This is a genomic window from Ochrobactrum sp. SSR, from assembly GCF_030067775.1.
Classification (GTDB): domain Bacteria; phylum Pseudomonadota; class Alphaproteobacteria; order Rhizobiales; family Rhizobiaceae; genus Brucella; species Brucella teleogrylli.
Map to the genome: position 1 here is coordinate 568951 of NZ_CP125969.1, position 13879 is coordinate 582829.

The following is a 13879-nucleotide window of genomic DNA, read 5'->3' on the forward strand; positions in this document are numbered from 1 at the left end:
ATGCTTGAGAAGACTTATGACGCCGCGGCCATAGAGCCGAAAATTGCCGAACGCTGGGAAGAAGCTGGGGCATTTAAAGCGGGAGCAGGAGCGAAGCCAGGAGCCGATCCTTTTGCCGTGGTCATTCCTCCGCCGAATGTCACCGGATCGCTGCATATGGGCCACGCGCTCAACAACACGATTCAGGACATTCTGGTTCGTTTTGAGCGCATGCGCGGCAAGAACGTGCTGTGGCAGCCGGGCATGGATCATGCCGGTATCGCCACCCAGATGGTTGTCGAGCGTCAGCTGGCCGAGAGGCAGGAGCCGAACCGCCATGTCATGGGCCGCGAGAAGTTCATCGAGCGTATCTGGCAGTGGAAATCAGAATCCGGCGGCATGATCTCCAATCAGCTGCGTCGGCTTGGCGCGTCGTGCGACTGGTCGCGCGAGCGCTTCACCATGGATGAGGGCCTGTCGCGCGCTGTTCTGGAAGTCTTCGTCACGCTTCACAAGCAGGGCTTGATCTATCGTGACAAGCGACTGGTCAATTGGGACCCGAAGCTGCTGACGGCGATTTCCGACATTGAAGTCGAATCCCGTGAGACGAAAGGGCATCTCTGGCACTTCCGCTATCCGCTGGAAAATGTGCCGTTCGATTCAGAAAATCCGCATACTTACATTGTTGTCGCGACGACCCGTCCGGAAACCATGCTGGGCGATACCGGCGTTGCGGTCAATCCGAAGGATGAGCGCTATCACGCTCTGGTCGGCAATGATGTCGTTCTGCCGCTCGTTGGCCGTCATATTCCGATTGTCGCTGATGATTACGCTGATCCGGAAGCTGGTTCCGGCGCGGTCAAGATCACGCCTGCGCATGATTTCAACGACTTCGAAGTCGGCAAGCGCAATGATCTGCGCGCGATCAATATTCTGACGCCGGCAGCGGCTGTCACGCTGAAAGACAATAACGACTTCCTCGAAGGCCTGCAGCTCACGCCGGAACTGAAGGCGCTGATCGCCGAGCTGGACGGACAGGATCGCTTTGCGGTGCGCAAGCGTATCGTTGAGTTGATGGACGAGCGCGGCTATTTGGAAAAGGTTGAGGATCACACCCATGCCGTTCCGCATGGTGATCGCGGCGGCGTGCCGATCGAGCCTTATCTGACCGACCAGTGGTATGTGAACGCAGCCGAAATGGCCAAGCCTGCCATGGCCGCTGTTCGCGACGGTCGCACCCAGATCGTGCCTAAAAACTGGGAAAAGACCTATTTCGACTGGATGGAGAACATTCAGCCGTGGTGCGTTTCGCGTCAGCTATGGTGGGGACACCAGATTCCGGCGTGGTATGGCCCGGATGGCGCCTGTTTCGTTGAAAAGAGCGAAGCCGAAGCCAAAGCGGCTGCGAAGGCGCATTATGGCGAAGACGTTGCTCTGGAACGCGACACCGACGTTCTGGACACCTGGTTCTCATCGGGCTTGTGGCCTTTTTCGACGCTGGGCTGGCCCGACAAGACGCCGGAACTCGCGACCTATTACCCGACCAGCGTTCTGGTGACCGGCTTCGACATTCTGTTCTTCTGGGTTGCCCGCATGATGATGATGGGCCTCCATTTCATGGAGGAAATCCCGTTCCATACGGTCTATCTGCACGCGCTCGTTCGTGACAAGCACGGCGCGAAGATGTCGAAATCCAAGGGCAATGTCATCGACCCGCTGGAATTGATGGACGAATATGGCGCCGATGCACTGCGTTTCACGCTGGCCATCATGGCCGCGCAGGGCCGCGACGTTAAGCTCGATCCGGCGCGTATCGCGGGCTACCGCAATTTCGGCACCAAGCTCTGGAATGCGACGCGTTTTGCGCAGATGAATGGCGTTGAGCTCAACGCGGATTTCCATCCGGAAAACGCAAGGCTTGCGGTCAATCGCTGGATTCTGACCGAACTGACAAAGGCCACGCGTTCCGTGACCGAGGGCATTGCCAATTACCGTTTCAATGAAGCGGCTGGTGCGGCCTATCGCTTTGTCTGGAACCAGTTCTGCGACTGGTATCTGGAATTGCTCAAGCCGATCTTCATGGGCGACGATGAAGTGGCAAAGGCCGAAGCGCAGGCTACGGCTGCTTACTGTCTGGATCAGATCTATAAGTTGCTGCATCCGTTCATGCCGTTCATGACGGAAGAACTGTGGACGCTGACGGCTGGTGAAGGCAAGAAGCGCGATACGGTTCTGGCACTGGCCGACTGGCCGGAGCTTTCCTTCGCGGATGAAGACGCGGCTGCCGATATCAACTGGCTGGTCGATCTCGTCACCGGTATCCGCTCGGTGCGCGCGGAAATGAACGTCCCGGCAGGTGCTGTGGCACCAGTCGTCGTTCTTGACGCCAACGCAACGTCGACGGAACGTTTTGAACGTCACGACGCTGCGATCAAGCGTCTGGCCCGTGTTGAAAGCGTGACCTTCGAAGCGCAGGCTCCGAAGGGGGCAGCGCAGATGCTGCTCGGTGAAGCGACGATCTGCATTCCGCTCGGCAAGCTGATCGATCTCAAGGCTGAAGCTGCACGTCTGGCCAAGGAAGCAGGCAAGATTGCCGCTGATATCGACCGGATCGAGAAGAAGTTGTCGAACGAGAAGTTCGTGGCCAATGCCAAGGAAGAGGTCGTTGAAGCCGAACGCGAGCGTTTGGTCGAGCTGAAGGAAGCCGCGGAGCGGGTTGCGACAGCTGAGTCACGTATCCGTGACGCAGGTTGATTTGACGCGTTCCGCAACGTAAGACTTTCACGAATCAACACCCGGCAGCGAAAACTGCCGGGTGTTTTTTTGTGCGGTATGTCGCGGAAAAGTTGCGTTTCAAGGGGCTTTGGACCGCATCGAACCGGCGTTTCGATTGTTTTTTGAAAATGTTGCCCTTTCGCAACAAGGCCGAAATATGGCCGAAAAAGGGGCAATTTGGGCGAATTTCTGGTCTACATTTGTCGGAATGTTTCCACCAAATGGAGAAACGCCCCGTATTTTAAGCGTTTTGAAAGAAGCGACTTCGAAGCTGCTCATAGCCCGCGAATGATTGGATATTGCAGGTCGAATCCTTCCTGTTTTACGTTTGCGTCAACGTTAATGCCGGTTGCTATCTGGGAGGACATAATGAGCGGACGCGGCTTAAAAATTGGGGGAATTGCAGCGGTACTGCTTGGGAGTGCGGTTGTCGCTCACGCGGGTGGTCTGGAACGTAGCTCGCAGGATTTTGATATCCTGTTTGAGCAGGGAAATGCTGTCGATGCGTCCGGGACTTTTGTCGCGCCGCAGCGTAAGCTCAAGAATATTCGTGGCTCTGCGGTTGGAGCAGCGACTGGTGGAAGAAACCCATTCAACGGCTATCAGCCCTATGGTACGTCGGTTGACGAAGCGACGAGCTATTGGGTGCCAAAAGCATCTGCAAAGTTCGATCTGACCTCGGATTTGGCTTGCGCGGCGCAATATCGTCAGCCTTGGGGCATCCATACCGATGTTGGCCTCGACTCGGTCCGGAGCTTTGTCGCCATCGAGCAGAAGATTTCCTCGAACGATTATGGCGTGAACTGTTCCTATCGTTTCGCCGCTGGCGAAAAGGGCTATTTCCGCATTCTCGGTGGCGTGAGCTATCAGGAACTCCGCGGCGAACAGACTAAGGCAATCCCGCCAATAGGTCATCCATTCGGCGGCTCGTGGCGCGTCGCTTCTCTTGACGTGGAAGATGAATCTGTGGGCTGGCGTCTTGGTGCGGCTTACGAAATTCCTGAATATGCGATGCGCGCCAGCATCGTGTACCAGTCTGAGGTCAAGTATAATCTCGAAGGCACCATCGACAATCTGGCTCTGAACCCGCTCACCGGCAAGGGCTTGCCGATCAACGTATCGAGCGATGTTGCAACGCCGCAGTCGGTGGAATTCAAGTTCCAGACCGGTATTGCGCCCGATTGGCTTGCATTCGGTTCGGTGAAGTGGACTGACTGGTCGTCGTTGACCTCGGTTGATTTTGCCTCTTCCGATAGCAAGATTGTTCCGACCGGTACCAAGATCACGAGCCTGAACCTGTATTATCAGGACGGCTGGACTGTGAGCGGTGGCGTTGGTCACAAGCTCAACGATCAGTGGTCGGTTGCAGGAACTGTGACATGGGATCGTGGCACCAGCACGGGTCTCACATCGCAGACCGATATCTGGCTGTTCGGTCTTGGCACGAACTACAAGCCGAACGATCAGTTTGAAATTCGTCTTGCCGGTGCTGCCGGCTGGCTGACCTCGGGCGAACTGGATGATACCGTCGTTGCTGGTGTGCCAAGCGCATCGGGTTCGAAGGGTGAATTCGACAACGACTTCGTCGGCGGCCTCTCGCTGACGGCGAAGGTCAAGTTCTGATCCATCGGATCAAGTATAAATCAAGGGCCGGAGCATCCTAACGATGTTCCGGCCCTTTATGTATCAGCCCGGCAGTTGCCGCTGCCGGGCTTTTTGCGTGATCGGTCCGGGGAAATTTTAATTCCAGAATCGTCTAAAGTAATCGAACCGGCGGTTCGGTTTCGCAAGCACGCCATTGCGCATTCGCAGCAGGCGGAAACAGGCCAAAAACGGCGGTTTTAGCGGAATTCTGATCGTGAGTTATCGGAATTCCGTCGCTGAGCCAATTTGCTCGGGGGGGCGCTTTGGCCGCACAATTAACCCGCTATTGGTTGGATATTGCAGCTCCGTTTCTTCCCGTTTTACGTTTGCGTCCACGTTAATGCCACAGCTTCTTGGGGGAGATTTATGGGCGGACGCGGCTTTCAAATCAGTTGTATCGCGGCAGTGCTGTGTGGAAGAGCGGTCGTCGCTCACGCCGGAGCTTTCGAGACGAGTTCGCAGGATTTCGATATTCTGTTCGAACAGGGAAACGCGGTCGATACGTCGGCGATTTATGTGGCTCCCCAGCGTCGATTGACGAAAATCGGTGGCTCGGTCGCCAGCGACACGAATGGCGGTATCAACCCGGCGACAGGCCGCCCGTTCGAAAAAGGTATCGAAGAGGCGAAGGGACTTTGGGTGCCGAAGATTTCGGCCAAGTTCGATCTGACCAGCGATCTTGCCTGTGCTGCGCAATACCGTCAGCCTTGGGGCATCGACACCGATGCGGGCATTGAAACGGTTCACTCTTACACCTCGATCGAACAGAAGATCACGTCGAACGATTACGGTGTGAACTGTGCCTATCGTTTTGATGCGGGCGCGATGGGCTATTTCCGTATTCTGGGTGGCGTCAGCTATCAGGAACTGCGCGGCCAGCAGACTAGAATGGTCCCACATTTTTCCCGCAATCCTGACGGCATTCCCGGAAGCCCGTTTCGCGCCGCTTCTCTGGATGCAGATGACCAGTCGTTTGGCTGGCGAATTGGCGCTGCCTATGAAATTCCTGAATATGCGATCCGTGCGAGCATCGTTTATCAATCTGCGGTCAAGTACGGCCTTGAAGGCACTGTTGATAATCTGATTTTGAACCCAATCACCGGGCGCGGCGAACCGATTGATGTGAGCAGTGACGTTGCAACACCTCAATCCGTCGAATTCAAATTTCAGGGGGGGTATAACGCCCGGTTGGCTGGCTTTTGGCTCGATAGAATGGATGGACTGGTCAAGCGTGACGTCGGTTGATTTTGTTGCGGCTGACAGTGCGGTTCTCCCTATTGGCACCAGAGTTACCAGCCTGAACCTCTATTATCAGGACGGCTGGACTTTGAGGGGCGGTGTTGCTCACACGTTCGACAACCACTGGTCTCTCGACGGGACTTTAACCTGGGATCGCGGCACCAGCACGGGCCTCACCACGCAGACGGACCTCTGGTTGTTTAGCCTTGGCGCCGGTTACAAGCCAAGTGACCAAGTCGAGTTTCGTCTGGCGGGCGCTGCGGGTTGGCTGGTCTCAGGAAAGGTTGACACGACGCTTGCCGACGGTGAGCGCAGTCTGCTGGGTTCCGAGGGCGTACTCGACGATGATTTTGTCAGCGGGCTGTCGCTGACGGCGATGGTCAAGTTCTGATTGAACGCGGCTAATATAAAAAAGCCCGGCGGGCATGCCGGGCTTTTCTCCTGAGCTGAACTCAGTTGATGTTCACTTCTGCTCCAGACGCGCCAGCAGAGAAGACGTATCCCAGCGATTTCCGCCGATCTTCTGCACTTCTTTGTAGAATTGATCGACAAGCGCCGTGACGGGCAGAAGCGCGCCATTGCGGTCTGCTTCGTCAAGGCAGATGCCCAAATCCTTCCGCATCCAGTCGACGGCAAAGCCGAAATCATATTTGCCCTGGTTCATCGTGGCGGAGCGGTTTTCCATCTGCCACGAACCGGCAGCGCCCTTGGAAATCACCGCGATGAGCTTTTCGATGTCGAGACCGGCCTTCTTGCCAAAATGAATGCCCTCGGCCAGCCCCTGAACGAGACCGGCGATGCAAATCTGGTTCACCATCTTGGCCAACTGTCCCGAACCGACCGGACCCATGAGACCGACAGACCGGGCATAGGCGTCGATGATCGGCTTGGCGCGCTCGAAAACCGGCTCACTGGCACCAACCATCACGGTCAACACGCCGTTTTCCGCGCCAGCCTGACCGCCAGAAACCGGCGCATCGATGAAATGAATGCCAAGCTTCTGCGCTTCTTCCGAAAGCTCACGTGCAACTTCGGCGGAAGCCGTCGTGTTGTCGATGAAAATCGCTTCTTTCTTCATTGTCGAGAAAGCGCCGTCCGGGCCGATTGTTACCGAACGCAGATCGTCATCATTGCCGACGCAGGCGAATACATAATCGGCATCGCGCACGGCTTCTGCGGGCGTGGCGGCGAAACTGCCGCCGAATTCCTTCGCCCATTTTTCCGCTTTTGCCGTCGTACGGTTATAAACCGTAACGTCGTGGCCACCCTTGTTCCTGAGGTGTCCTGCCATTGGATAGCCCATCACGCCCAGCCCGAGAAAGGCTACTTTTGCAGTCGTCGTCATTCGTTCATTCCTCTGGATAGTTTGTGGACCGTTTGATCAGGTGAGGGGTGTCATCACAGCCGAACGGTAGGCAGGGCGCTCTTTCAGGCGCTCATACCAGCTTTCGAGCTGCGGAAGCGAGGGGCGTTCGATGGGGAACTCGAACCATGCATAGGCATAGCAGCCAATCGGAATGTCGCCGATGCCAAACGCGTCTCCGGAGAACCACGGCGCTTGGCCGAGACCGTCATTGGCAATCTTCATGGAACGGGCAAGGCCGTCGAGACCGCGTTGCAGGATTGCCGGATCGCGCTTGTCTTCCGGCAGGCGGATCATATGCTTCATCACATTGCTGAAATCGCTGTAGAGCGTGTTGGACGCCCAATCCATCCATTTTTCCGCTTGCGCCCGCTTGGCCGGGTTTTCGATCCACAGGCTGTTTTTGCCATAGGTTGCAGCCAGATAACGCGTGATGACATTCGATTCCCAGAGCACGGTTTCTCCGTCTTCGACAAGCGGAATGAGGCCATTGGGATTGCGCGCGAGGAAGGCCGGGTCGTCCAGGCCGCCAAACTGGCCGCCCACGTCGATCTGTTCGTAATCAAGGCCAAGCTCCTGCGCGATCCAGAGCGCTTTCTTGACATTGGTGGAATTGGTGCGACCCCAGATTTTCAGCATGATATTGCCCATTGCTATGCTTGAGAAATTGTCTGTGCGCTGCGTGGCAGCGAAGACATATTGTTGATTAAACAGATAGCCCCCGGAAGCTGCAAGGCTGCCGAGGGCTAAATTTAAGGTCTATCTGGTAAATCAACGAACAAGATGCCGTGTCAGCTTCCGTTCGAGATAATCCCAGATGTGGCGCAGCGCTTCGACGATCAGCAGATAGATCACGGCTGCCCAGAGATAGGTCTGGAAATCGAAAGTGCGGGAATAGGCGCGGCGCGTTTCACCCATCAGGTCGAGAACCGTAATGATGGCCACAATGGCCGAGCCCTTGATCATCAGGATGATTTCATTGCCGTATGGACGCAGCGCAACGATCAGCGCCTGTGGAAGAATGACCTTCCAGAACGTCACGCGCTTGGAAATGCCCAGCGCCGCGGCACCTTCCCACTGGCCCATGGCAACGCTCTGGATCGCGCCGCGCAGGATTTCAGCCTGATAGGCAGCCGTATTGAGCGAGAAGGCCAGAATGGCGCAATTCCATGCATCACGGAAAAACACCCACAGACCGATGCTTTCTAGGAAAGGCCGGAAAGTGCCGAAGCCGTAATAGATCAGGAAGGTTTGCGCCAGAAGCGGCGTGCCGCGGAAGAAATACACATAGCCGAAGGCGATGGCTTTCAGCCAGCGATTGTTCGACATGCGTGCGGCTGCGATCGGGATCGACAATGCAGCGCCGACAAGGATCGACACCACGACCAGTTTCAGGGTGATCAGCAGGCCGGACCAGTAGCGCGGTCCATAAGTTTCGAAGAGATCGATGCGCCAGACATTGTAGAGATAGATGGCGAGCCCAGCGAAGAGCAAAGCCCATATGCCGACGAAGATGTGGCCTGCAATGCGAGCGCGGGTCCATTCGCGGACGACGGGCGGCGGCGCCATGACGGCAGCACTGGTTTGAGTGACGGCTTCGCTCATGATCATGCACCCCGCGAACGATTGCTGCCCGCATCAGCCCATTGGGCAATGCGGTTGATGAAATAGGACGAGATGATCGCGAGAGCGAGATAGAGCAGGCAGGCGACGCCGAAGAACAGAAACGGCTCCTTGGTCACGCGCGCTGCGATGGATGTCTGACGCATGATGTCGGACAATGTGATCACGGACACCAGCGACGTGTCCTTCAGCAGCACCAGCCACAGATTGGCAAGGCCGGGCAGGGCGATGCGGATCAATTGCGGCAGGATGACCTTGCGCATGGTTTGCCAGTGCGACAGGCCGACAGCGTAACCGCCTTCATATTGGCCACGCGGAATGGCACGGAAAGCGGACAGGAAGACTTCACTCGAATAGGACGAGAAGACGAAACCGAGCGCCACCATACCGGCGGCAAAGGCGTTGATCTCGACATTCGCATTGATGCCGAAGAGCGCCAGCAGTTTCTGTAGGCCGAGCGAAGCGCCGAAATACACCAGAAACAGGGTCAGCAGTTCTGGAAGGCCGCGGAAAATGGTCGTGTAGATATTCGAGGCCAGTCGGATCGATGGTTCGCTCGATTGCTTCCCCAAAGCAACCAGAAATCCGAGAACGAGGCCAACGGGCAGAGTGGCGATTGCCAGAGTGACAGTGACCAATAGCCCCCAGGCGATGCTCCTCGACCAACCTTCGGGGCCGAAACTCAATAAAGTGGCGTAATGTTCCATCGCCTTTTTTCTTTTTTCTGGGCGGATACCAAATCCGGCGGTCTCTGTTTCGAGCGCTTCTACCGAATGGTCTGCCATAAATGATGTGCGCCGGTTTGTGTGACACAAACCGGCGCAAACTTCTTCAAAGCAACTTAGTTTTCGGCGCCGTAGGCGTCAAACTCAAAGTACTTATCGTTGATTTCCTTGTACTTTCCGTTGGCGCGGATCGCCTTGATGGCCGCGTTGAACTTTTCAATCAGTTCCGGGCGGCCTTTCTTGAAGGCAACGCCCGCACCGGGACCGTGAATTTCAACAACCGGCGGGAAGGTGCCGACCATCTTGCAGCAGGCGCCATCCGGCGTCTTCAGCCATTCGCCCAGCGTTACGCTGTCGTCATTGGCGGCGTCGAGACGGCCATTGGCCAGATCGAGGCGGTATTCCTCGGCAGTCGGGTAGGCCTTGATCGTGCTGTCGGTAAAGGTCTTTTCCGAGTAGTTGGCATGGGTGGTGGAAACCTGAACGCCGATCGTCTTGCCAGCGAGATCTTCCTTGGTCACGCCCTTGATGTCGCTATCTTTCGGAGCGACGATGCCCGGAGGCGTGTTGTAATATTTGTTCGAGAAATCGACCTGCTTCTTGCGCTCGTCGGTGATCGACATGGAAGCGATGAAAGCGTCGAACTTGCCAGCCTGAAGGGCCGGAATTGCGCCATCCCATTCCTGAGTGACGAACGTGCACTGAGCCTTCATCTCATCGCAAAGTGCTTTCGCGATATCGACGTCAAATCCCGAAAGGGTGCCGTCCGGCTTGATGAAATTGAAGGGGGGTAGGCGCCTTCGGTGGCGATGGTGAGCTTCAAGGGCTCTTGGGCATTTGCGGCGCCAATGGCCAATCCGCCTGCCATGGTTGCAATGGTTGCAACCGAAGCTGCTGCTACGATACGCTTCAATACGCGCATATTTAGTCCTCTCGTTTACTCAGGCTGGTTCCCTGATTATTGTTCTGGTTCAGCCATCTGTAGTGCAATTGCAATTTAAAATTGAGGATTACCGATTGATAGTCATTCCTCCTGTGGCTACCAATAGATGGTTCAACGGAGGCTGCGCAATATTTTTTCGCATCTTCGCCGCCGCCCTCCAATCTGAGCACGATATTCCCACCACTTTTCACCCGAAGGCAAGATGGGTTGCGTAATAATTTTGCGTATAATTATTGTGGAATTCACAGGCTATTCCGCCGAAAGACGTGGCAAAATAGTGAATGCTGACGTTTTGGCGGAAAGCGATAGGGAATTGCTCAAAGTGCCATTTCATTTTGGATGAAATCGGCGATTTCATCGACCATATTGATATCGAAGACCGGCAGGCTCAAGCCCGACTGTGGATGATCGGTTGCAATGGCGACGATGCTTGGATCGTTTTCGGCGAGCGGCGGGCCATCATGGCTGCCCGTTCGGCGAAGCTCGATTTTCTTGTGCGGCTCGCGCTTATAGCCCTCGACGAGAATCAAATCGCACGGCGCAAGCTTGTCCGCGATGTCTTGCAGGGCGATTTCCGGACCGTCGAGATTTTCATGCATGATGGCGAAGCGGCGCTCCGAAACGATGGCCACTTCTGCGGCACCTGCTTGACGATGCCGCCAGGAATCGGTGCCTTCGTGATCGATGTCGAAATTATGATGCGCGTGCTTGATCGTGGCGATGCGATAGCCACGTTCGGTCAGGCAGCGCACGAGCTTTTCGGTCAGTGTGGTCTTGCCGGAATTCTTCCAGCCCGTAATGCCGAAAAGCTTATGTGTCATTCCGTATCTCCGTTCAGTCTATGCAATCGCCGGGCTTCGACAAGGTCGTCGGGCCGGTTGATATTGAAGAAGGGATCATAGTTCTCCGCGCCATCCTTGGTCGCCAAGAGCGGAAAGTCCACCGTTTCAAATTCAACATCGCGTGCGAAAGCGAGAACACTGGCTTTCTCTGCGGTTGAAAGCCAGTCTTTCAGACGATCCGCCAGCTGCGTGCGCCACAGGCCAAAGATCGGGTGAATATGCCCGGCGGAGCTTGCAAGAACGATGTCCTTGCCGGTCGCTCGTTGACGTTCGAAAAGCCGCTCTCCCAGATCGGCAGGCAGAAACGGCGTGTCCGCCGCTGCGGTCAGCAGCCATGTCGAATTTTTTGCGTGGATGAGCGCCGTGAGGATGCCGGGCAGCGGACCGCCATGTGATGCGGAAATGTCCGCTACAACCGGTAGGCCGAGGCTGAACAGTCGGGAGGCGTCGCCATTGGCATTGATGAAAAGCGCGCTCACCTGCGGTTTCAGCCGTGCGGCGACTTCACCAATGACGGAACCGGCACCCAAAACCTGCAGGAATTTGTCACCGTCTATTCCGCCTTCGCGCATACGGCTCGATAATCCGCCCGCGATGATCGCACCGGCTACATCCTTGATGGTCATCATTTTGGTCCGAGGCCGGTTGGAATAGACGCCAGAGTGCTTTTGTTCTTCTCACGCTTCTTGAGCGCGTTTTCGCGATAGACCATGTAAATGCCGCTTCCGACGACCAGAACAGATCCAGCAATTGTATACGCATCCGGCGCTTCACCAAAGATTGCAATGCTCAAGCCTATCGCCCAGAGCAGGCTGGAATAGCGGAACGGGGACACGAAGGACACTTCGCCCTCACGCATGGCGAGAATGATAAAGTGATATCCGATCAGCAAAAGCAACGGCTGCGCCCAGCAAGGTCGCGATGGAAAGAAGGCCGACAGGCTGCCAACCGCCCATGGGGACGGTCAATACGCCGCCGGTAACCGCAATCGCACCGGCGGTAAGCGTGGAAAGGTAGAATGTCGGCACATGGGCGGGCACACGGCGCGTTGCAATATCGCGCATGGCCGCGCAAGCGACACTCGCCAGCAAAATGCCAACGGCACCGAGGCTTGCCGCACCGGCTGAACCGGGGCGAATGATGATGATTACACCGACGAAGCCCACCAGAATGGAGACCCAGCGCCGCCAGCCAACTTTTTCCTTGAGAAAGATTGCAGCGCCCAGCGTGACGACCAAAGGTGTGGCCTGAAACACGGCGGAACAGAACGCCTGGGAAAGATGACCCAGCGAGACAATGTAAGTGATTGTCGCAACGACTTCGCCCAGCACGCGCAGGACCGTCATCCACTCCAGAGAAAGATTGCGCAGCGCGCCATGACGCCAGGCCAAAAAACCAATCATCGAAGTGGCAAAAAAACCGCGGATCAGCATGTACTGCCCGCTGTTCATTTCCGTGAGAAGGAATTTGGTTATGCTGTCCCCGATGGTGAAGGTGCCCATGGCGAGAAGCATATAAATACTTGCGCGGAAATTATCTGACTGCAGCACGGTATAGAATCCAGTTTAGAATCCAATACCTTGTTAAAGTTTATTGCGCGACAATTATTTGTGATTATTTTCGCCTAAAAGTATAGCGCGGGGATTAACCACCCGTCAGGCTCATGTGGCGCGCCACAGCTGGGCGGTTATGATCGCGATCAATGATGAAATCATGGCCCTTGGGTTTGCGCGAGATTGCCTCATCGATAGCCCGGCTCAAAAACGTATCGCTGTCGTTTTCCCGCAGCACCTTGCGCAGATCGGCATCGTCATTCTGGCCGAGGCACATATAAAGCATGCCTGTGCAGGTGAGGCGGACGCGGTTGCAGCTTTCGCAGAAATTATGCGTCAGAGGTGTGATGAAGCCGAGGCGACCGCCAGTTTCCTCGATCGTGACATAGCGGGCAGGGCCGCCCGTCCGGTACGGAATATCGGTCAGCGTGAACTGACGTGACAGATCATTACGCACCTGCGACAGCGGCAGATACTGATCGGTGCGGTCGAATTCGATTTCGCCCATCGGCATGGTTTCGATGAGCGTCAGGTCCATATCGCGACCATGAGCCCAGCGGATCAGCTCGGGGATTTCGAGCTCGTTGAAATCTTTGAGCGCCACGGCATTGATCTTCACACGAATACCGGCCTTCTGGGCGGCATCGATGCCTTCTAGCACACGTGCGAGATCACCCCAGCGGGTTATTTCGTGAAACTTGTCAGGGTTCAGCGTATCGAGCGAGACATTGATGCGCTTCATGCCGCAATCGGCCAGTTCATGGGCAAAGCGCGCAAGCTGCGAGCCGTTGGTGGTCAGCGTCAGTTCATCCAGCGCTCCGGATGCCAGATGGCGCGAAAGCCCGCGGATCAGATGCATGATGTTCTTGCGCACCAGCGGTTCGCCGCCGGTGAGCCGCAGCTTGCGCACGCCCTTGTCGATGAACACGGTGCAAAGCCGTTCCAGCTCTTCAAGCGTCAGCAGATCCTTCTTGGGAAGAAAGGTCATATGTTCCGCCATGCAATAGGTGCAGCGGAAGTCGCAACGATCCGTCACCGAAACACGCAGATAGCTGACCATCCGCCCGAAAGGATCGATCATCGGTCCGGTTGGAGAAACAAGGGGCTGTGCCTGCAAGGTTTTCATCTGTGAAGCCATTGTTTCCATGAGGTGCGACGCAGTATCGACCCGTTCTTATGAGATAAGGCTTCCG

General features: G+C 56.0%; 10 protein-coding genes and 3 pseudogenes. 4 read left to right on the top strand and 9 right to left on the bottom strand.

Translation table 11 applies throughout. The annotated features are described in order from the left end of the window. The 4 genes and pseudogenes from QLQ11_RS02730 (at window position 1) to QLQ11_RS02745 (ending at window position 6028) form a co-directional block, all read left to right on the top strand. On the top strand, window positions 1–2733 hold the full coding sequence (locus QLQ11_RS02730; protein WP_109369124.1) for a valine--tRNA ligase: 2733 nt from the start codon (window positions 1–3) through the stop codon (window positions 2731–2733). Window positions 2734–2842: 109 nt separating this feature from the next. Next, complete coding sequence (locus QLQ11_RS02735) at window positions 2843–3046, top strand: hypothetical protein (protein ID WP_171318385.1); 204 nt, start codon at window positions 2843–2845, stop codon at window positions 3044–3046. Between the two features lie 353 nt (window positions 3047–3399). Next, on the top strand, window positions 3400–4377 hold the full coding sequence (locus tag QLQ11_RS02740) for an OmpP1/FadL family transporter (protein ID WP_371831521.1): 978 nt from the start codon (window positions 3400–3402) through the stop codon (window positions 4375–4377). A 387-nt stretch (window positions 4378–4764) separates the two neighbouring features. Further along, window positions 4765–6028: pseudogene (locus tag QLQ11_RS02745) on the top strand (OmpP1/FadL family transporter). Window positions 6029–6100: 72 nt separating this feature from the next. Here the strand turns inward: QLQ11_RS02745 and QLQ11_RS02750 are convergent. The 9 genes and pseudogenes from QLQ11_RS02750 to moaA form a co-directional block, all read right to left on the bottom strand. Beyond that, window positions 6101–6982, bottom strand: coding sequence for an NAD(P)-dependent oxidoreductase (locus tag QLQ11_RS02750; protein WP_283735861.1), 882 nt, complete (start codon window positions 6980–6982; stop codon window positions 6101–6103). 36 nt (window positions 6983–7018) lie between these two features. Continuing rightward, window positions 7019–7639 carry a glutathione S-transferase family protein gene (locus QLQ11_RS02755; protein WP_109370243.1) on the bottom strand — a complete coding sequence of 207 codons (621 nt, stop codon included), beginning with the start codon at window positions 7637–7639 and terminating at the stop codon, window positions 7019–7021. Between the two features lie 132 nt (window positions 7640–7771). Beyond that, on the bottom strand, window positions 7772–8605 hold the full coding sequence (locus tag QLQ11_RS02760; protein ID WP_109370242.1) for an ABC transporter permease: 834 nt from the start codon (window positions 8603–8605) through the stop codon (window positions 7772–7774). Between the two features lie 2 nt (window positions 8606–8607). Continuing rightward, a complete protein-coding gene (locus QLQ11_RS02765; protein WP_109370241.1) occupies window positions 8608–9330 on the bottom strand; it encodes an ABC transporter permease in 723 nt (240 codons plus the stop codon). A gap of 134 nt (window positions 9331–9464) precedes the next feature. After that, window positions 9465–10270: pseudogene (locus QLQ11_RS02770) on the bottom strand (ABC transporter substrate-binding protein). 338 nt (window positions 10271–10608) lie between these two features. Then, a complete protein-coding gene (mobB, locus tag QLQ11_RS02775; RefSeq protein WP_109369118.1) occupies window positions 10609–11112 on the bottom strand; it encodes a molybdopterin-guanine dinucleotide biosynthesis protein B in 504 nt (167 codons plus the stop codon). After that, window positions 11109–11762, bottom strand: coding sequence for a molybdenum cofactor guanylyltransferase MobA (gene mobA, locus QLQ11_RS02780; protein WP_371830785.1), 654 nt, complete (start codon window positions 11760–11762; stop codon window positions 11109–11111). Before mobA ends, mobB begins: the two co-directional genes overlap by 4 nt. After that, window positions 11759–12647: pseudogene (locus tag QLQ11_RS02785) on the bottom strand (DMT family transporter). Before QLQ11_RS02785 ends, mobA begins: the two are co-directional and overlap by 4 nt. A 130-nt stretch (window positions 12648–12777) precedes the next feature. Further along, window positions 12778–13812, bottom strand: coding sequence for a GTP 3',8-cyclase MoaA (gene moaA / locus QLQ11_RS02790; RefSeq protein WP_109370240.1), 1035 nt, complete (start codon window positions 13810–13812; stop codon window positions 12778–12780). Between the last annotated feature and the right edge of the window lie 67 nt (window positions 13813–13879).

Excerpts from the sequence above, each read along its gene's own strand:
- QLQ11_RS02730 (WP_109369124.1), top strand. The coding sequence starts at position 1 with ATGCTTGAGAAGACTTATGACGCCGCGGCCATAGAGCCGAAAATTGCC.
- QLQ11_RS02750 (WP_283735861.1), bottom strand. The coding sequence starts at position 6,982 with ATGACGACGACTGCAAAAGTAGCCTTTCTCGGGCTGGGCGTGATGGGC.
- QLQ11_RS02755 (WP_109370243.1), bottom strand. The coding sequence starts at position 7,639 with ATGCTGAAAATCTGGGGTCGCACCAATTCCACCAATGTCAAGAAAGCG.
- QLQ11_RS02760 (WP_109370242.1), bottom strand. The coding sequence starts at position 8,605 with ATGAGCGAAGCCGTCACTCAAACCAGTGCTGCCGTCATGGCGCCGCCG.
- QLQ11_RS02765 (WP_109370241.1), bottom strand. The coding sequence starts at position 9,330 with ATGGAACATTACGCCACTTTATTGAGTTTCGGCCCCGAAGGTTGGTCG.
- mobB (WP_109369118.1), bottom strand. The coding sequence starts at position 11,112 with ATGACACATAAGCTTTTCGGCATTACGGGCTGGAAGAATTCCGGCAAG.
- mobA (WP_371830785.1), bottom strand. The coding sequence starts at position 11,762 with ATGATGACCATCAAGGATGTAGCCGGTGCGATCATCGCGGGCGGATTA.
- moaA (WP_109370240.1), bottom strand. The coding sequence starts at position 13,812 with ATGAAAACCTTGCAGGCACAGCCCCTTGTTTCTCCAACCGGACCGATG.